This is a genomic window from Flagellimonas sp. ABD4_174, from assembly GCF_056160185.1.
Window position 1 is genome coordinate 3,059,671 of sequence record NZ_JBSWWP010000001.1, and the last position, 20,495, is coordinate 3,080,165.

The following is a 20,495-nucleotide window of genomic DNA, read 5'->3' on the forward strand; positions in this document are numbered from 1 at the left end:
CTTATTTGATATTCATTTGTTTATTGCAAATGAATACCACACTCCCTACTTTCCAATGCTTTTACCGGATCAAAATAGGTGCTGTTTTTTGGTAAGTTATGCTGCTCTAAGTAGCCATCCAACTCGTCATCCGTCCAATAATAAAACGGACTTATTTTAAGGATACCATCTTTGCTGTAACTTAATATATCCTTAGAACTTCTAAGTTCTGTCTGGCGTATTCTTATATTGGAAAACCAGATGTCCGGTTTAAAATCTGCCAAAGCCCTTCGGAAAGGCTCAAGTTTGACAATCTCGGAAAATTCGGCATGTTCTGGCTGGTCCACCGAAGGAAAACCGAGCCTATGTTCGGTGAATGCCTTTGTTTCTCGCGGCACATAGGTGCTTAGGTTGAGATTGAGCAACTTGGTCAAATACGAAGCATGTTCATAGGTTTCCGGTAAATTGTATCCCGTATCACACCAAACCACATCGATATTGGGATCTTCCATACTAAATGTATTCAAAAGCACCGCTGAGTATTTACCAAAGCTGGTGGTAACTATTCTTCTTTCCGACAACTGTAAAGCCCAACTAATGATTTCCTCAGGCGGTATTCCTCTAAATTGTTTGTTGTAATATTCCAAATCTATATCAAGAGCCATAATATATAATGTCTATCGTTTTAATAGGTTATACAAACGTAAAATTAATTTTTAGAACAGCATGTAAAAACCTTCATAATTATTTATTTACCCTATAGTTTTAGTAGATTAATTAAATATTGAAATTATTTTTACCATATTCTCAATAAAAAATGGACTGTCCAATAATTAAATAGAGAAGAAAAAGCATTAAAACAAAGGAGATAAGACCAATAATGCCATTCCAATGATCAGTACTGACGTTGCCAGAAGTATCCGAAGATTTTACCTTTAAAAAGGAATCAAAATTTCTTTTTTCCTTTCCATTCAGTAGACTAAAAAAATTGAATAAAAAATAACGGATAAATGCGCCAAAAAGTTCTAATAATGCATTCAACATCTTATATTCTTGTTGAATTAAAAGTTAGCTATAACAAATCTGCCAAGGTGTTGTTTCGGTAAACGTCCAAAGCACTATCCCTTACCTGAAGCATTAACTTGTGCACGGAACATTCGTCTTCATTAGGACAGTCGTCACATTTTTCGTAGAAATTGAGGCTAACGCATGGAACCATGGCTATAGGACCTTCCAGCACCCTCATTACAGTGGTCATTGGAATATCCTTGGGTTCTTTAATAAGGTAGTACCCTCCTCCCTTTCCTTTTTTGGAACCTAAAAATCCGTTCCTTCGAAGGGTCAACAAAATACTTTCCAGAAATTTTTGGGAAATATTTTCATGCTTGGCAATTTCAGCAATCTGTACCGGCTGTCTATCATCTACCTTTGCAAGATAGGTGAGTGCCTTTAGTCCGTATTTTGTCTTCTTGGAGAGCATCGTACGAATATAACGAAATTAAACAATCCGTTCCCTAGAAGAATACTATCAAAAAAACCTTACCCCAAGGCCTGTTCAATATCCGAAATAATATCATCAATATGTTCAAGGCCTACGGATACCCGCACCATGCCATCCGATATACCAACGGCATTGCGTTCTTCGGTGGTAAGCTTGCTGTGTGTTGTTGAAGCAGGGTGGGTTACTATACTTCGCGAATCGCCCAAGTTGGCCGAAAGGGACAACAATCGAATTCCATTAAAGAATTCCCTGCCTGCTTCCAGACCGCCCTTGACCCCGAAAGCAACAACACATCCGCCTGCTTTCATCTGTTTTTTGGCAATTTCGTGATTTGGGTGTGATTTTAAAAAAGGGTATTTGACCCATTCAATTTTTTTATGACCTTCGAGATAGGTGGCCAATTTCAGAGCATTTTCACAATGTCGATCAACCCGAACAGCCAAGGTTTCCAAACTTCGCGACAATACCCAAGCATTAAAGGGAGACAATGCAGGCCCTGTGATCCTTGAAAACCGATATACTTTGTCCATTAAATCACCATTGCCAACGGTGATTCCGGCCAGTACCCTGCCCTGCCCGTCCATTAACTTGGTCCCGGAGTGGATGACCAAGTCGGCCCCGAACTTTATGGGTTGCTGTAAATATGGGGTCGCAAAACAATTGTCCACAATAAATATAAGTCCACGTGCTTTGGCGATCTTTCCCAAAACGGCCAGATCTAAAACATCCACCCCAGGATTGGTCGGGGTTTCCGCATATAGGATTTTTGTATTAGGTTTGATCAACCCTTCGATTTGAGATACATCGTTGGCATCAAAATAACTGGTTTCGATATTCCATTTTGGGAAAAATTGGGTAAACAAACTATGCGTAGATCCAAAAATACTCTTGGAAGATATAATATGATCACCGGCATTTAACAAGGCTGCCAAGGTGGAAAAAACGGCCGACATACCCGAAGCATAGGCGAAGCCGCTTTCCGCCCCCTCCATTTGGCAAACTTTTTCAATCAATTCCGATGAATTGGGATTGGAATATCTGGAGTAAATATTCCGTTCCTTTTCTTCGGCAAAAGAGGCCCGCATATCCTCTGCATCTTCAAAAACAAAGCTGGAGGTCATATAAATGGGACTGGAATGCTCCAAATTTTGACTACGCTCTATTTGCGTTCGTATTGCTTGTGTCTCGAATTTTTTCATCTTTATCCCTTTTTATTTTGTGGCTTCGACTACTTTGTTCAAACCCTTCCATGACAATCAAATGTGACTTCGACTACGCTCAGTCACCAAAAACATTCTAACTTGGGTAGCTGAGCGGAGTCGAAGCTACTTCATTTTTCTTCTTTATAATATTTAAAGTTCGTTTCGTTTTTACATTCAGATAAATAAGGCAAAACCTCAAACTCGCCATTGATAAGAGCTTCTTTCTTTGGTCGTGACCACCCTTGAATTTGCTTCTCACGTTCAAAAGCCATTGCAATACTCAAATACTCTTCAGCATACAATAATTTAACAGGCAATCTTTTCTTGGTGTGATTGGCTCCTTTTCCATCTTGATGCTCTCGCAAACGCTTGTCCAAATCAACAGTGCTTCCGGTGTAATAGCTACCATCCGAACATTGTAATATATATACGTAACCTTTCACGAGCAAACTATTGTGACTTCGACTACGCTCAGCCAACAGAGATTTTAAAGTACAGTAGTTGAGCGTATTCGAAGTTATATCTTTTCCGCTATTCTTAAAATATCGCCAAATACACCTCTTGCCGTAACAGCAGCTCCTGCTCCCGCACCTTGAATCACAAGTGGGTGCTCTCCGTAAGACTCCGTATAAATTTCAATGATCGAATCGGAGCCCTTTACCTGGCCCAATGCACTCTCTTTGGGCACAGAGACGAGTTTTACATCCAGGACTCCTTTGTCCTGTTGTAAATCTCCATGCAAATCCCCAACATATCGCAATACATGGCCTTGTTTCTGGTCCTTCTTTATCTTTTCAAAAACAGTGTCCATCTTTTCAATTTGTTCCATAAAATTCTTAAAATCCAAGACTTCAAGCTCTTCTGGAATTAAATTTTGCACTTCAATATCCGCGAACTCGTTCTGAAGGTCCAACTCTCTGGCCAAAATCAAAAGTTTTCTTCCTACATCGTTCCCGGACAGGTCTTCCCTAGGATCAGGTTCTGTAAACCCATTTTCCATAGCTTCCTTTACAATTTCGGAAAAAGTGACATCTTTCTCGGAAAAAGTATTAAAAATATAACTCAACGACCCTGAAAACACCCCCTTAATCCGAGTAATATTCTCACCGGAAAGATGCAGTAGTTTAATTGTATCGATAAGTGGAAGCCCTGCACCCACATTGGTTTCGTACAGGTATTGTTTTTGATTTTGATCTAAACACTTTCGTATGGATTTATATTGATCAAAGCTCAAGGTATTTGCAATCTTGTTGGATGACACCAGATCAAAACCATGCTCGATCAAGGTTTCATATTTTTCCACAAATGTTTTGCTTGCGGTATTATCCACTGCAATCAAATTCTCTAAATGATGTTTTTTGGCAAAAGTGATTATATCTTCAGCAGAATAAGGCTGTCCCTCTGTTTCCAAACGCTCTTTCCAATCGGCACCAATACCCGAAGCATCCAATAGTACTTTTGTTGAATTGGACACTGCAAATATTTTTAAGTCGATACTTTTTCTGTCCTCGATCGTGTTTTTTGAATCCAGAATCTGATGGATCAATGTCCCCCCCACATTGCCATGACCGAACAAGGCCAAATTGATTTTCTTCGCAATACCGAAAATTTGCCCATGGATCACGTTTATGGCTTTGTGCAGATCGGTTTTCTTCATTACCATGCTCACATTTTTTCCTGTCACCGTGTTGTTGAAGAGTAAGGGTGTGATTTGGTTTTTGACCAAGGCATTGAAGGGTTTATGAAAACTGCTCAAGTCCATACCCACAATAGAAATAACGGAAACATCCTTCACCACGGATATTTTATTGATATCCTGCGATGAATAGTCCGTCTCAAATTCCTGATCGAGTACTTTTTTTGCCTTATCCGCCTTGGAGACATCCACTACCAAACCAATACCTCTTTCCGATGATCCTTGGGAAACAATTCCAACGGAGATATCGTTTTGGCCAAGGGCCCTGAAAATACGCATATCCACACCAACTTTTCCGAGCAACCCCCTACCCTCAAGATTGATAAGGGCCATATTATCCAACACGGAAAGGGACTTTATGCCACCACGACCAGTTTTTGGACCGATCAAGGTGCCCTCGTTATCATCATTGAAAGTATTGCAGATACGTAATGGGATGTTTTTTTCGATCAAGGGGATAATCGTCTTTGCATGCAAAATGGTGGCACCAAAATTGGCGAGTTCATTGGCCTCACTGTAAGAAATCATATCGATCAATCTGGCATCTTTCACCAAATCGGGATTGGCGGTAAAAATACCATCAACATGGGTATAATTGATCAACTCGCTTGCATCCAAAAAATTGGCCAACAGAGCTGCGGAATAATTTGTTCCATTTCTTCCCAAAGTAGTGGTTGCACCATTCTTATTGGAAGCTATAAACCCGGTTACCACGGGTACGGTGCCCGAATCCAGCTCATGGAAGTATCGTAGCACATTTTCTTTGGACAGCCCTTCATCTACCTCGGCATTGCTAAAACTATCGTCGGTTTTTATGAGTTGTCTGGAGTCGAGCAATGTAGCCTTTACCCCGTTTGCCTGCAAGGCAGCAGTAACATATTTTCCAGATATCAATTCACCGAAGGACAGTATTTCATCCTTGGTTTTTAGACTGTAATCACCTGTTAATGACACCCCGCTCAATATTTTTTCGATTGCGGACAGTTCTTCGGTTATGTCCACACCATCAAAATTATTTTTTTGGTATTCGGCAAACTTCTTCAAATCTTTTTGGAAGTCTTCCCCATTGACCGCTTTTTCCAATAGGTTCTCCAATTGGTCCGTTGCCTTACCGCGCGCAGAAACTACTACTGCAAAATGTTCTTGCTCATCATATCTTTTACCGATAATATTCAAAACACGTTCAATTCCTTCGCCGTTTGCCAAAGATTTTCCACCAAATTTTAAAATTTTGATGCGTTCTGTACTCTTCTGAAATACGGTGGACAACAATTTCTCCAATTGTTCAAACTCCATCAAAAAGGCATCGTGCCCATGTACGGATTGTACTTCGCCATAAGTAACATTGGTATTGGCCTGTGCCAATCGCTTAAATGTTTCCTTATTTTCTTCGGCAGTAAAGAACAAATCGGAGTTTACCCCGATTATATGAATCTTGGTATCGCTTTCCTGCAAGGCGTTAAATGCTTCCTCTCCATCTCTGGTTATATCGATGGATTTGAGCAATTGGTTCATTAATTTATAGGCAGAAAGTTGAAAACGCTCTTGTAACTTTTTGCCGTGATGCATCAACCAAGATTCTACATTAAATATTTGAAGCTCTTCGTTGGTACTTCTTTTAAACCTTTCTTTAAATGATTCCGGGGTACGGTAGCACAACATCGCATGCATACGTGCATCGTGCACCGGTTGTTTGGAGTTGACCAAAAATTGCTCCTGAATCTGACAATTGGCAATCAACCAATCCGTGGATTTCCAATCGGAGGCCACAGGGATCAAATGCTCGGTTATCTTTGGGTCAATAGCAGTCATTTCCCATGCAATTCCTCCTCCCAACGAGCCTCCGATTATGGCAAACAATTTTTCGATTTCCAAGGCCCGAAGTCCCCATAAAAATATTCTAGCAATATCCCCGGCAACAAAGTCCTTATAGTTTTCAATAATAAAACCATCAAAACCATTTCCCGGTATGTTAAATGACAGAATGGTGTACTTTTTTGTATCGATACATTTTCCATCCCCGATCAAATCGGACCACCAGCCATCTTCTCCGGCAACGTTCGAATTACCTGTCAAGGCATGGTTCACAAGAATGATCGGTGCCGAATGCAATGGCTTTCCGAACAACTGATACGACAGTTCAATTTCTTGTGTATGACCGGATAAGGTCGTGTATTCCTTTATCTCTATTTTATGCAACATGCGTGCTTACCAATTTCAAAATGTTTAACCAATAGCTGCAAAACCAGCTTCCAAATCGTTTTTTAAATCTTCAATGTCTTCCAGACCTACAGAAAGCCTGATCAAATCTTGAGTAACGCCCGCGCTTGCCTGTTGCTCCTCATCCAATTGTTGGTGCGTTGTACTTGCCGGGTGAATTATAAGCGACTTTGTATCACCAATATTAGCAAGCAAGGAGAATACTTTGGTCGCATCGGTTAGTTTTTTTGCCGCTTCGAACCCTCCTTGTACTCCAAATGTTACAATTCCGCTTTGTCCTTTTGGCAAATATTCCTGTGCCAAATCGTAATACTTGTTTCCCTTAAGTCCTGGATAGTTTACCCATGCTACTTCTTCCCTGCTTTGTAGCCACTCCGCCAACTCCAGTGCATTTGCACTGTGTTGCTTAATACGAACCGGCAAAGTTTCCAATCCTTGTAAAATTTGAAAAGCATTGAAAGGGCTCAAAGCTCCACCAAAATCTCGTAACCCTTCTAAAATTAACTTAAAAGTGAAAGCCGCCGCGCCCAAAGTTTCGTGATACACCAAGCCGTGATACCCTGCAGATGGCTCTGTAAATTCCGGAAATTTACCATTGCTCCAATCAAAAGTGCCGGCATCAATTATAGCTCCTCCAAGCGATGTTCCCTGGCCTCCAATATATTTGGTCAAGGAATGTATCACCAAATTGGCGCCGTGCTCAATAGGATTTAAAAGTCCGGGCGTAGCTACCGTGTTATCCACAATAAATGGTACTCCTGCCGCTTTGGCCTCCTTAGAAATTCCTTTTAAATCCAACACATCCATTTTAGGATTGCCCAAAGATTCCACAAAGATTGCCCGTGTATTCTCTTGAACCGCATCCGCAAAATTTGAAGGGTCCGAAGCATCTACAAAAGTGGTAGTGATACCCAATCTTGGCAGGGTAACATTCAATAAATTATAGGTGCCCCCGTACAAACTGCTGGATGCCACAATATGGTCGCCCGCTTTTAGCAGGGTCAACAGTCCTGTAGAAATTGCAGCAGTACCAGATGCAAATACAACGGCACCTACCCCTCCCTCTGCAGCGGCCAATCTATCTTGCAGTACCTGGTTGGTTGGATTATTCAGTCTTGTATAAATAAAACCCAATTCTGACAATGAAAATAGATTCGCGGCATGGTCCGTGTCGTTAAAGACATAGGATGTTGACTGATAAATAGGCACTGCCCTTGTTCCTGCGGTCTGTGTGGTATCGTGACCTGCGTGTAATACGTTTGTTGCAAATTTTTGATCGCTCATGACTTTTGTTTTTTTTAAATTTTTTAAACGAAAAATTAAAAAGTCAAACGCTTAGCCCTTGGGCGTAAGAAAATCAAAAAGTTATAAGAAAATGAAATCGAAAATGGTCGATTGTCGTTATCTATACCCAATCGGGATAGAATGTAGCACCTTCTCGACACTGGGGGTCAAGGGTTGCTAAGGCTTCAAAGGGTCTATTCCCTCCACCTTTCTTGATAACTAATCAATACTTGTTTGAACTTCGAACGACAAATATACTCATGGAAAATTTGATTTTCCTAATCTTTTGGAAAAAATTAATCCTTCACATTTGTTGTCCGAAGCTCCAAGTCATTTTACTTCAATACCGTAAACTCAATATTGGAGTCGGTAAATACAGTATGGGTCTGCGTTTTAAAATCGGATTCGTCTGCCTTAAAAATATTGTCCACATAGGTCTGCGGGTTCAAATCGATAAGCGGGAACCACGTGCTCTGTACCTGAATTTGCAATTTGTGCCCTTTTTTAATCGTGTGGAACACATCTTGAAGCTTGATATCCACATCTGTTTTTTGATTTGGGGTAAATGGTTCAGGGTCTGAAAAGCTATTTCTAAATCGACCACGAAGCACCTCGCTCCTTACCATTAAATGGTAATTGCTCATTTTAAGATGGTCTTGCATTTCTTCATTTGTCTCGGTATCCGCTGGGTGTACATCGATAACCTTTACGATCCAATCTGCTGCTGTACCGGTGGTGGCCACCTTTAATTTTGCCAAAATATCCCCGGCCAAGGTAAGGTCTTCTTCCATCACTTCGGTCTCGAACACCAGAACATCGGAACGACGGGCAGCAAAACGTTGGTCATCGGTCATGTATTTTCTTGGTGTGAACACTGTTTTTACGTCCTCGGAATAAGGCACGGGTTTCTTTACATTGCTCACGAAGTCTATGCCGGTTACATTTTTAGCTTCGGATGTAAGCTCTTGGTCTTCGGATAGGTACATGGTCTGTTTTTCCACATTTTGTGGTGGCCAAGTATCGTACGTTTTCCATTCTTTTCTTCCGGTATCGAACACATAAGCTTCTGGCAGACCAGAATTTTTATCTCCTTCACCTTTTAGAAAATGATTAAAGAATTTTGTTTCGATGTTTTTTTGGAAGAACAAGGATATGGAATCACCAAAGTAGTAATTGCCCACGGTATTCCGCTCTTTTGTTCTTGCCCAAGCACCGTGGTCCCATGGTCCGAACACCATAGTATTGTAATTGTCCGTATTGTATTTTTCTATGTTCTTATACGTTTCCAATGGTCCGTAGAGGTCTTCCGCATCAAACCAACCACCAACGATCATCGTGGCCACACTGCTCTTAACATTTTTCAAATGTTGGATGAGCCCTTTGCTCTGCCACATTTCATCATAATTGGGGTGTTCCTTTAACTCGTTCCAAAAGAAATCATCGGTAACACCTTCGGGACGCATGGTCGGGGTATCTGCAGTCTCGTATTCAAAAAAGTAATCCAAGTTTTTAAGTGGCCCTGCATCCAAAAAGAATTGGTACTGGTCTTCTGTCGGCAATTTGGGAAGTGTGTACCAAGCTGTGTCGATTGGTGCGTCACCATTGGGCCTTGGCGTTCCAAACAAAGAGGTCGCCCTAAAATAGCTCAACAAATACGCTCCGTTGTGGTGGAAATCATCGAAAAAGAAATCCCCGATACAGGCTTGTGGAGAAGCTGCTTTTAGGGCTGGATGGGCATCCACAGTTGCATATGTAGCATAATACCCAGGATAAGATATACCCCAAATTCCCACGTTGCCATTGTTATTTTCCACATTGTTAACCAACCACTCAATGGTATCGTAGGTGTCGGAACTTTCGTCCACTTGATCGTTGGATGTTTTGTTGGGAATGTAGGCCCTCATATTTTCGTAATGGCCTTCACTGAGCCATCTTCCGCGCACATCTTGATAAACAATGATGTTTCCTTCACGCATTAAATGTTCGTTAGGACCGATTTTGGTCTTAAAATTACCTTCTCCATAAGGTCTTGAGCTGTAAGGAGTCCGTTGCATAATAATCGGGTACTCCTTGGAGGTATCCTTGGGAGCATATATGGTAGTATGCAGTTTTACCCCATCCCGCATTTCTATATCTACCTCTTTTTTGGTGTAGTTATCGGCGACGTAGGTATCTACTGTCTTGACCTCCGTTTTAGTGGTTTTTTTGCAACCAACAGCAGACAATAGGACAAAAACACTTAGGAACACAATTCTAAACGAACTTCTCATACATTCTAATTTTGATATGCTAAATCTACTAAAGTTCGCAAGAGTATGCCAATAAAAAAGACTATCTAAGAAGTAGATTATCGTCAACCTGAACTTGATTCAGGTTCTCACTACAATTCATTTAGGATTATAGTGAGATTCTGAAATGAATTCAGAATGACGCGTTTAAATACTTCTTGGATAGTCTCCGTCCTTAATTTTATACAGTGGTTTGGCTTATAAACCAAAGGTTTTTTTCACCTTGTCCACCATATCCAATTTTTCCCAAGTAAAGAGTTCTACCTCTTTTTCTATTCTTCCATTATATGGAGACTCAAAAACCTTGGTCATGGTCGTGGGCTCTTTACCCATGTGACCGTAGGCCGCTGTTTCCAAATAAATTGGATTACGGAGTTTTAGACGTTCTTCTATGGCAAAGGGGCGCATATCGAAAAGTTGGGATGCTTTTTGGGCAATCTCACCATCATTTAAAGCAACGTTCGATGTTCCGTAGGTTTCCACAAAAATAGACGTTGGTTCCACTACTCCTATGGCATAACTTACTTGTACCAAAATTTCGTTCGCCACCCCAGCGGCAACAAGGTTTTTCGCCATGTGCCGTGCAGCATAGGCTGCACTGCGATCCACCTTGCTAGGGTCTTTTCCACTAAAGGCACCTCCTCCGTGGGCACCTTTTCCGCCATAAGTATCCACAATAATTTTCCTTCCAGTTAGCCCTGCATCCCCGTGAGGACCACCGATCACGAATTTTCCGGTCGGATTTATATGGTATTTGATACTGTCCGTAAAAAGTTTTTGTATGTTTTCCGGCAACAGTTTTTTAACTGCGGGAATCAATATTTTGATTACATCTTCTTTGATTTTGGCCAACATGGCTTCGTCCGTGTCAAACTCATCATGTTGGGTGGAAACCACAATAGTATCTATACGCTGGGGCACATTATCATCAGAATATTCAATGGTCACCTGGGCCTTGGCATCGGGCCTTAGGTAAGAGATCTGTGTTCCCTCCCTTCTTAAATCGGCCAACACTTCCAAAATCTTATGGGATATATCCAAAGCCAATGGCATATAATTGTCGGTCTCGGTCGTGGCGTACCCAAACATCATTCCTTGATCACCGGCGCCTTGTTCTTCTTTAGTACCCCGGTCCACTCCTTGGTTTATATCTTGGGATTGTTCGTGGATCAATGAGATTACCCCACAGGAATCCCCACTGAACTTGTACTCGCCTTTCGTATAACCAATGTTATTGATAACCTCCCTGGCTATACTTTGCAGATCCACATAAGTATGGCTTTTTACCTCGCCGGCCAAAACCACTTGACCTGTAGTGACCATAGTTTCGCAAGCCACTTTGCTCTCGGGATCAAAGGCAAGAAAATTATCCAATAGGGCATCACTTATTTGATCGGCTATCTTATCCGGGTGTCCTTCGCTTACCGATTCGGACGTAAATAAATATGACATTGTTTTCCTTTAACGGAAAGATTCAATTGAATAACCAAAGGAGTTTTTTCTCGGTAGAGACCACTGAACACACGTCCAGTAAACTGCTTTAGCATTTTTCATCCCTGATAGTTTGGGACAAGAGGTTGCAATCAGTCAAATCTTTCCTCGTTTTGAAGGGCAAAAGTACGGTGAAACCCAAAACCATCAAAATTTTGAACACAAAAACAAATCATAATTCATACTTCACCTTTAGAACAACATAACGTGGCTGGACCATATAGTTTGATGTTCTAAAATACAGGTCATCATAGGAGTTTTGGTCCAAAGAAGCATTGTTGGTAAGATTGGTGGCCTCAATACTATATTCCCATTTACTATCGGATTTTTGATAGGATAGACTTGCATCGAGAAAGCCATATCTATTGTCTATGGTACCTTCTTTGTCCGTATATATGTAATGGTCGTAATCCACCAAAAAGAGAAAGTTCTTTAAGAAGGTCGCATCGAACTTAACAAACGGTCTGTTGGTATAATAGGTAGTACTCGTATTTCCGTTATCGTAATCGTTTATGGTATATCCGATACCAAGCTCTAAATTGGGTGCATTGGTAAAGCTGCTACCAACAGAGGCTGAATAGCTCTGAGTTAGGGATTTTGAATTTTGAGGGGCATTATTCACTATATTGAATGTATTTGAAAGTGAAAGGGAAGCGTTGGTCTTTACCTTAATTCGGCCAAATGTCCTCTGAAAACTTCCTGAACCACTGAAGGTTTCATCGTCTAAATTGGAATTGATGGTGGTACGCACCTGATTGATCCCCTCGATACTTGTATTGACCTTAAAGGCATCGATACGCTTACTATAGTTGAACCTGGCAAATATATTTTGAAGGTTGAACATACTAAAACTGAAAAAATTGAGCGATAGATTATGGTACAGCGCACTTTCCAGATCACGGTTACCTTGATACACCGAGTTGTAATTATTAAATATGTAGCCAGCGGCCAAATTGTTGATATCCGTAAAATTCCGGGTAATATTGTAGTTGAACCTAATGCTCTCGGATTGTTTAATCTGAAAATTAATGAACAGGTCGGGCACTATATTGGTAAGTTCGTTCTTCACTTTTGAACCCAACTGGGTATTGGCCGCCACATAGTTGTGTACATGGAAACCTGGATTGAACGTAAACTTGCCCATGATCCATTTATAATGAAACCCTAGATACATATCGGAAAAGTTGAATTGCACATTGTTATTGAGTTCATCATCATTAAAAGTAATCTCACTGCCTTCATCCAACACCTGAAAAATAGAAGAGTTGAACCTCTGACTGGATTGTGTGGTCCCCAAGGTTAAATTGATGTTGCTCTTTGCTCCTGTTACCCAAAAATAATCGAGTTTTGCATCCAACCTATTGGTTTGGGTATACTGTTTTTGGTTAATGTTATAATTGGATTGATCGGAATCCAAGGGAATCAATCCTCCAAAAGGCTGTTCTGATCGTATAGCGTTATAAAACGGGTCTTCATCGGAATACTCATATTGCCCTTCAAAAGCGAATATATGTTCTGGGTTTAAGGTGTAATATAGATTGGTATTCTGTGTAACCGTGGTCGGTTTTTGTGCATTGTTCTGCCCAATTTCGTCCGTTACATCGGAAACGGACAAGGTATTGGTGTATTGTTCCTCTTCCGATAACCTTGTTTGGATCTGGTAGTCCCATTGCAGCCTTTCGTTCGGACTGTAAGACGATTTAAATTGCAGGAGTCCCAATTTTGATGCTTGATCGGTATTGGTATCCGTAAGCTCCGTTTCGCCACTGGAGATGTACGTATTGGTCGCGGTGGTCTGCATCAGGGTGTTGTTGTAGGAATATATTCCATAACCGCTCAACCTCCATGATTCGGATGGTTTATAGCTAAAATTTATAGCTCCGAACTTGGTTTCTAACGATTTTGCCCTATTGTTCTGGGCCGTACTGATTCCTTGGCTACTGGAACTTGTACTAAATGATGTACCTACGGTTCCTCGGGTGGCACTGCGAAACCCTCCCGTAAAATTCCAATAATCGCGAGAAGAGAAGGCCACTTCGCCAATATTATTAAGGTCGGTAAGGATATTGACACTAAAGTCCGGTGAATAATAAAATAGCTTTGGATGGGCAATATATCTTTCGTCCAAGCCAAAACCTCCCGTAACTTCACCAAACCAAAATTTCTTTTTGCCTTCCTTTAATTTTATATTAAGTGCAACGTTATCTTGATTATTGGTAACTCCACCTAGTTGGGAAACTTCTGAATAATTGCGCAACACTTCAATTTTGCTGAGTGCATTGGCAGGAATATTCTTCGATGCCAATTTAGAGTCTCCATCGAAAAATTCTTCGCCTTCGACCATAACTTTGGTCACGGTTTTGCCCTCTACCTGTATCTCTCCCTCGTCACTGACCTCTATCCCAGGTAACTTTTCCAGTACATCGGCCAGTTTTCGTTCCGTTCCGGATACAAAGGAATCCGTATTATAGACAATGGTATCGCCCTGGATGGAGATAGGGATCTCATAAACAACCTCCACCTCATCCAAACTTTCCGCCTGTTCGTACAACACCACATCCAAGACCATATCCGATTCCTTTGTTTGCAATGGAATTTCGGCAGGTTTAAAACCAAGGTAGCTTACTTTTAAAATATAGCTGGCATTTGTTTTTAGGTTTAGTTTGTACTCCCCTTTATCATTGGTTATGCCAAAAGCATCCAATGCCTGGTTTTCTTGATTTACCGCAACTACATTTGCAACATCCAAAGGATTTTTAAGAGAATCTGACACGATTCCCGTTACCGTTACCTTTTGCGCCATGGCAGATGTTACAAAAAGTAACACAAGAGCCTTAAAAATTTTATTCATCGACTATCCAATAAAATTATGGTCTGCCTCCGGGACCTCCGCCCCTTCGTCCGTTATTCCGAAACCTCTCCGACATTTCCTTCATCTTCTCTACCAAAATTTTGTTGTATTCGGCCTGGGTCACCTCTTTGCCCCTTTTAGGTTGGACTATTTCAATTTCCTTGTCGGGGCTGAGCACTATCTTGGAACACAGTATGGCCGTACGTCCATCATTCACCTCCAAGATCAATCCCGGTAGCCCCCAGTAGGGGCCTGGGCCTTGGCCCACGGGTATATCCGGTGTAAACCATGCGGTAATAATTTGTTCCTTGGGAGATTCAATACGGGCCAACAATGAATTCCCTTGAACCGAATCCTTTTGCTCTTGTTCTCCTGCTTTATCCCCATTATCCCTTCGTGGCGGCCGCATCATGTTCCTAAGATTTTCCATGGATGTTGTATCTATCGTTTTTACCGCTGTGGCTTTGTAACATGTATAATTGCCTATTTTTTTGGTTTCCGAAGTGAGCTGCCAATTTAGTTGAGGCAAACTGTCCTTTATCAAAAACTTTTTACCAAATGTCTCTACCGAGTTAGTATAGACCTGCCCTTGAATATTCTTATAGTATGTGCCGCCGGTCGTCGAGAACATACCAAATCGCGGGCCACCTCTACCTTGATCAACGGATGGGGTTTCCAGTTTTTCTTCTTCTATATAAATGGAGGTAGAACGATCAAAAGTCAACTCGTAAGATTTCTCCATGGCTTTCTTCATCCGTTCCAAAATTTCTTGCTTACGGGCCTCTGGCATATCCGGTGGACCAAAATCACCTTGAATGGAGGTTTTACTTTGATAAATTGCTGTGCCGATAAAATTCTGGGAATGTCCATGATATATGGCCAGGGTCAGAATAAAAGAAAATAACAACGATTTTTTCATGCGATTAGGTTCAAAATTGTGAATTTGACTCCAATTTCGAAGAAAGGTTTAACCATCGCTAACCAAAAACCATAGTTTAGTATTTATTTAAGAAAAAGTGCGTACATCCAAAAATTTTCAAAGACGCCTATTAACTTTGTATATTGCGCTCCAAGTGGCACAAAGTACATCATCAATAAACACTGACATATGCATATTGCTGTAGCTGGGAATATAGGCGCAGGGAAAACCACCCTGACCAATCTTTTATCCAAACATTATAAATGGGAAGCTCATTTTGAAGATGTGGTGGACAATCCCTACCTCGATGATTTTTACAATCAGATGGAGCGTTGGAGCTTTAATTTGCAGATATATTTCCTTAACAGTCGATATCGCCAAATCCTTAAAATTAGGGAGAGCGGCAAAAATGTAATACAGGATAGGACCATTTATGAAGATGCCCATATTTTTGCCCCTAACTTGCACGCCATGGGCCTTATGACCAATCGTGATTTTGAAAACTATAAAGGTTTATTCGAACTCATGGAAACATTGGTACAGCCACCGGACCTTATGATCTATTTGCGAAGCTCCATCCCCAATTTGGTGAACCAAATCCATAAACGTGGGCGCGATTACGAAAACTCAATTTCGATTGATTACCTAAGTCGATTGAATGAGCGCTATGAGGCCTGGGTGAACACTTACAAAAAGGGCAAATTGCTCATTTTTGATGTGGACCATTTGGATTTTGTGGACAATCCCGAAGACTTGGGCGAAGTTATCAATCGTATAGATGGCGAAATCCACGGGTTGTTCGAGTAGCATTCATTTTATTTGGTTTTTGGGGATTCTTAACGACCTAGCATTTAGCTAAGTTTCCCCCATGCCACATATTCAATTAATTTATTCTCACCTTATAAGGTCATTTCCCTCAACCAAATGCCCTTCTTGCTCATTGTTGGTTTATATCGACCCAAGTTTAAAGTAGTTTAAGCTCGGGATTGTCCCATAGCTATTAACTACACCTTTTTAAAAGGTTTAAAACTTGAAAATTATGGAACCGAAAAAGAACCCTCAAATGGAGGTAAAGCGAAACAGCATGCTCTACTTTTTTGTAGGAATGACCTTGATACTCTTTATGACCTATTTGGCCTTGGAATGGAAAACGTACCACAAAAACAATGCTTGGGAAATTGGTCAACTCACAGTTCAGGAAAGTCTGGACGAGGATGCGACCATCCTTAAAATAAAACTACCGGACCCACCTCAACCAAAAATACAGACTCCTCCAAAAATTGTGGTTGCCGAGGATGATGATAAGGTAGAGGAAACCTTTATAGAATCGAACGATATAGACCAAGATACCAAAATAGCAGAAGTTGAAAGCATTGAAGTTGCCGAAGACGACATCCCGGACGAAATTCCTTTTATCCTTATTGAGAATGCCCCGATTTTCCCCGGTTGTGAAAACGAAAAGGATGAAGCGGAAAAAAGGCTATGCTTTCAAGAACAGATGTTAAAGCATATCCGAAAAAACTTCCGGTACCCTGAAATTGCACAAGAATTAGGTCTCGAAGGTCGGGTTAGCGTTGTATTCACCGTTCAAAAGGATGGAAGCATAGGAGACATTAGGCTCAGGGGGCCACATGAAAGTTTGGAGAAAGAGGCTGCCAGAATTATTTCTAAATTACCCGCCTTGACACCTGGAAAACAAAGAGGGACACCGGTAAAAGTTCCTTATTCCATTCCGATTACCTTTAAGTTGAACAAATAGAAACATTTATTTATATCCATGAGATCTCCAAGGCGCCCGATCAACGGTTCTAAAATGACAAATGGTTAGAAGTATCATTTTTAAAATGAATACTGAAAAAACTGATCGAGATTTCCTTATCCCATAAAAAATAAAAAACCACGCCATGGGGCGTGGTTTTTCAGCTTTACTTAAAGCAAGAGCTAATCCTTTGCCTCGGCACTCTTATAGGCTTGTATCTTTTTTTCCAATTCTTCTTTGGTCTCTGCCATAAATTCTTTGGTTTCTACAGATTCTTCTCCATTTACAGAAGATGTGGAGGTGACAACGGCCTTAAAAGTACCGTCTTCTGTGTTGCTCACCTCTATACGAATTTGTTTTTCCACCTCTTTGGTTTCTTTCATTCCCTCTTCGGTAATGGTAATTGTTGTGCCATCTTCTTTCAACATACTCACCTCATCTGCAGGGGCAAGACTTACCAGACTTGGCGCAATTACCAATGCCACTACCGACATTAACTTTAACAAAATGTTCAATGACGGTCCAGAGGTATCCTTGAACGGGTCCCCTACCGTATCTCCGACCACCGCTGCCTTATGGGCATCACTACCTTTACGACCTTCGCTCTCGATGGTCTTCTTGGCGTTGTCCCATGCACCTCCGGCATTGGATTGGAAAATTGCCATAAGTACACCGGCCGTGGTTACACCGGCCAATAAACCTCCCAACATTTCCGCGCCACCAATAAATCCGATGGCAACGGGTACGGCTATCGCCAACAATCCTGGGAACACCATTTCTTTAATGGAAGCTTGTGTGGATATGGCCACACATTTTTCATATTCGGCTTTCCCGTCCGCTGCTTCAAAAATTTCCATATCTTCCTTGCTTGCTTTTGATAAATCCGCATCGTGCTTGCGCATAATCTCCAATGCTGCTTTCAATTCCGGAATATCCTTAAACTGTCGGCGCACTTCTTCTATCATGGACATTGCCGCTCTACCTACGGCATTCATGGAGAGTGCGGAGAATACAAACGGAAGCATGCCTCCGATCAACAAACCTGCCATAATATCGGGTTGAGAAACGTCTATTGATTCTACTCCCGCAGTTTTCATAAAGGCGGCAAAAAGTGCCAAGGCGGTCAAAGCCGCAGAGGCAATGGCAAAACCTTTACCAATGGCAGCCGTAGTGTTCCCAACAGCATCCAATTTATCTGTTCTTTCTCGCACCTCGCTCGGCAGTTCTGCCATTTCCGCAATACCCCCGGCATTATCGGAGATTGGTCCATAAGCATCTACAGCTAGTTGAATACCCGTATTGGCCAACATACCGACCGCTGCAATGGCAATTCCGTACAGTCCTGCAAAATAATGGGAAACCAAAATAGCTGCCGCGATTAAGATAATCGGTATTGCGGTGGACATCATTCCCACTCCAAGCCCAGCTATAATATTTGTGGCCGAACCTGTATCGGACTGACGCACGATAGAGTTTACAGGCTTTGTGCCCGTTCCTGTGTAATATTCGGTTACTTTTCCAACCAACAATCCCGCTACAAGTCCAGCAATTGTGGCCCAGAAAACACCCATGGCCGAGTATTCTTTTCCTCCTTCTACCCAAGATTCCGGCAGCATGGCATTAATAATGAAATAGGACGCTATCAGCATCAAACCTGCTGAACCAAACTCGCCAACGTTTAATGCTGTTTGTGGGTTTCCACCATCTTTGACCCTTACAAAAAAGGTTCCGATTATAGACATAATAATACCCACGGCTGCTAAAGCCAATGGTAAATACACTGCTCCAAGTCCATCAAAAGCATTTTGAAACTCAGGGATACCGGCAAAAACCGCACCTAATACCATTGTACCTATTATGGAACCCACATAAGATTCAAACAAATCGGCTCCCATACCGGCAACATCGCCTACATTATCACCTACATTATCTGCAATGGTGGCAGGGTTCAATGGGTGGTCCTCGGGAATACCCGCTTCTACTTTACCTACCAAATCAGCTCCTACGTCGGCAGCTTTTGTGTAAATACCTCCACCAACACGGGCAAAAAGTGCAATGGAAGATGCTCCCAAGGAGAAACCGGAAAGTACATTGAGCACTTCTCCTATTTCCCAGCCTTGACCGCTGTATATCATAAATAATCCACTTAAACCGAGAACACCGAGGCCTACAACACCCAACCCCATTACGGCCCCTCCTGCAAATGCCACTTCCAGGGCCTTGCCCAACGAGGTTCTTGCCGCATTGGTAGTTCTAACATTTGCCTTTGTAGCCACCTTCATACCGATAAAACCAGCAAGGGCGGAACAAATGGCCCCTACTATAAAGGATACTGCGACCATTCCATTTGAGCCTGTCTCATTACTTCCTTTAAAGAACAGCAAAACAGCTACTGCAATAACGAAGATGCTCAATATTTTATATTCCGCTTTTAAGAAGGACATTGCTCCATCGGCAATATTTTTGGCTATTCTTGCCATTTTGGCATCCCCCACCTCTTGTTTGGAGATCCATACGTTTTTAATAAAGACGTACAAAAGGCCCAGAATACCGAATACGGGCAAAAATTTCACGATTAAATCCATAGATTGAGTTATTTAGTGATTTTTAATGGAAGCTAATGTAATGAAATACGAAGTAATAAAAAAAATGCGCCTTTAATTATTAAAAGCGCATTTTTTAAAAGTTTTTGTTATATATTCTATATAGTATAGGCCCGTCTCTTTTTATGATCACTTTCTTCATAGCGCTGCACGCACTCATGATAGATTTTGACCGCTTCGTTGACATCTCCCCAACCCCCGGTATCTACTTTTTTCTCTTCCAAATCTTTATATACCTGGAAAAAGTGCTCGATTTCTTTTAATCTGTGAGGGTTTAATTCACTGATATCATCTCTTTTGCTCCAAATAGGGTCGGATACTGGAACACATATTATTTTTTCATCGGGACCTTTTTCATCGGTCATGTGGAACACACCTACCGGCTTAACTTCTACCACTACCATGGGGTAGGTGGGTTCGGTACAAAGTACCAATACATCCAAAGGGTCTCCATCCAGGGCCAAGGTTTCGGGAATAAATCCGTAATCACCGGGATACATCATCGAAGAAAATAAGGTTCGGTCAAACCGAATCTTGTTCAAGGTAAAGTCGTATTCGTACTTGTTTCTGCTACCTTTGGGAATTTCTACCAGTACATCAAAGGTAATACGTGGTTTTTTAGACATGTCAGCAATAAATTTATTGTGCAAAAATAACCAGTATAACTGGAATAGTGGGCATAAATTGGCGGTTTCGTATTAA

At 41.4% G+C, this 20,495-nt stretch carries 14 protein-coding genes and 1 riboswitch; of the genes, 2 read left to right on the plus strand and 12 right to left on the minus strand.

The genetic code is table 11. The features are described 5' to 3' along the window. Positions 1-20: 20 nt before the first annotated feature. The 10 genes from ACXAFK_RS13705 to ACXAFK_RS13750 all read right to left on the minus strand — a co-directional run bounded on the left by ACXAFK_RS13705 (position 21) and on the right by ACXAFK_RS13750 (position 15,431). Positions 21-644 (minus strand): phosphoadenosine phosphosulfate reductase domain-containing protein, encoded by a 624-nt coding sequence (locus ACXAFK_RS13705; protein ID WP_293296525.1) that lies wholly within the window; start codon positions 642-644, stop codon positions 21-23. A 407-nt stretch (positions 645-1,051) separates the two neighbouring features. Next, on the minus strand, positions 1,052-1,459 hold the full coding sequence (locus ACXAFK_RS13710) for an RrF2 family transcriptional regulator (RefSeq protein WP_474958107.1): 408 nt from the start codon (positions 1,457-1,459) through the stop codon (positions 1,052-1,054). Positions 1,460-1,518: 59 nt separating this feature from the next. Next, positions 1,519-2,679 carry a trans-sulfuration enzyme family protein gene (locus ACXAFK_RS13715; protein WP_474958108.1) on the minus strand — a complete coding sequence of 387 codons (1,161 nt, stop codon included), beginning with the start codon at positions 2,677-2,679 and terminating at the stop codon, positions 1,519-1,521. Positions 2,680-2,810: 131 nt separating this feature from the next. After that, positions 2,811-3,125, minus strand: coding sequence for a GIY-YIG nuclease family protein (locus ACXAFK_RS13720; RefSeq protein WP_224835361.1), 315 nt, complete (start codon positions 3,123-3,125; stop codon positions 2,811-2,813). Positions 3,126-3,199: 74 nt separating this feature from the next. Beyond that, positions 3,200-6,580 carry a bifunctional aspartate kinase/homoserine dehydrogenase I gene (gene thrA / locus ACXAFK_RS13725; protein ID WP_474958109.1) on the minus strand — a complete coding sequence of 1,127 codons (3,381 nt, stop codon included), beginning with the start codon at positions 6,578-6,580 and terminating at the stop codon, positions 3,200-3,202. A 24-nt stretch (positions 6,581-6,604) separates the two neighbouring features. Then, positions 6,605-7,882 (minus strand): O-acetylhomoserine aminocarboxypropyltransferase/cysteine synthase family protein, encoded by a 1,278-nt coding sequence (locus tag ACXAFK_RS13730; protein ID WP_474958110.1) that lies wholly within the window; start codon positions 7,880-7,882, stop codon positions 6,605-6,607. 114 nt (positions 7,883-7,996) lie between these two features. After that, positions 7,997-8,104, minus strand: a riboswitch (SAM riboswitch). A 113-nt stretch (positions 8,105-8,217) separates the two neighbouring features. Continuing rightward, positions 8,218-10,152: a CocE/NonD family hydrolase gene (locus ACXAFK_RS13735; RefSeq protein ID WP_474958111.1), complete on the minus strand. Its 1,935-nt coding sequence runs from the start codon at positions 10,150-10,152 to the stop codon at positions 8,218-8,220. Between the two features lie 216 nt (positions 10,153-10,368). Continuing rightward, positions 10,369-11,622, minus strand: a complete 1,254-nt coding sequence (gene metK, locus ACXAFK_RS13740; RefSeq protein WP_252079047.1) for a methionine adenosyltransferase — start codon at positions 11,620-11,622, stop codon at positions 10,369-10,371. A 211-nt stretch (positions 11,623-11,833) separates the two neighbouring features. Beyond that, positions 11,834-14,512, minus strand: coding sequence for a carboxypeptidase-like regulatory domain-containing protein (locus tag ACXAFK_RS13745; RefSeq protein WP_474958112.1), 2,679 nt, complete (start codon positions 14,510-14,512; stop codon positions 11,834-11,836). Positions 14,513-14,528: 16 nt separating this feature from the next. Further along, positions 14,529-15,431: a GLPGLI family protein gene (locus tag ACXAFK_RS13750; RefSeq protein ID WP_474958113.1), complete on the minus strand. Its 903-nt coding sequence runs from the start codon at positions 15,429-15,431 to the stop codon at positions 14,529-14,531. Between the two features lie 189 nt (positions 15,432-15,620). Between ACXAFK_RS13750 and ACXAFK_RS13755 the strand changes: the two genes are divergently transcribed. Both ACXAFK_RS13755 and ACXAFK_RS13760 read left to right on the plus strand, forming a co-directional pair. Next, positions 15,621-16,238: a deoxynucleoside kinase gene (locus ACXAFK_RS13755; RefSeq protein ID WP_224835368.1), complete on the plus strand. Its 618-nt coding sequence runs from the start codon at positions 15,621-15,623 to the stop codon at positions 16,236-16,238. A gap of 232 nt (positions 16,239-16,470) precedes the next feature. Then, positions 16,471-17,190 carry an energy transducer TonB gene (locus tag ACXAFK_RS13760; protein ID WP_474958114.1) on the plus strand — a complete coding sequence of 240 codons (720 nt, stop codon included), beginning with the start codon at positions 16,471-16,473 and terminating at the stop codon, positions 17,188-17,190. Positions 17,191-17,372: 182 nt separating this feature from the next. Here the strand turns inward: ACXAFK_RS13760 and ACXAFK_RS13765 are convergent, their stop codons facing one another. Together ACXAFK_RS13765 and ACXAFK_RS13770 are read right to left on the minus strand one after the other, a co-directional pair. Further along, positions 17,373-19,775 (minus strand): sodium-translocating pyrophosphatase, encoded by a 2,403-nt coding sequence (locus ACXAFK_RS13765; protein ID WP_293296544.1) that lies wholly within the window; start codon positions 19,773-19,775, stop codon positions 17,373-17,375. A gap of 116 nt (positions 19,776-19,891) precedes the next feature. Beyond that, positions 19,892-20,419, minus strand: coding sequence for an inorganic diphosphatase (locus tag ACXAFK_RS13770; protein WP_224835371.1), 528 nt, complete (start codon positions 20,417-20,419; stop codon positions 19,892-19,894). Positions 20,420-20,495: the final 76 nt, after the last annotated feature.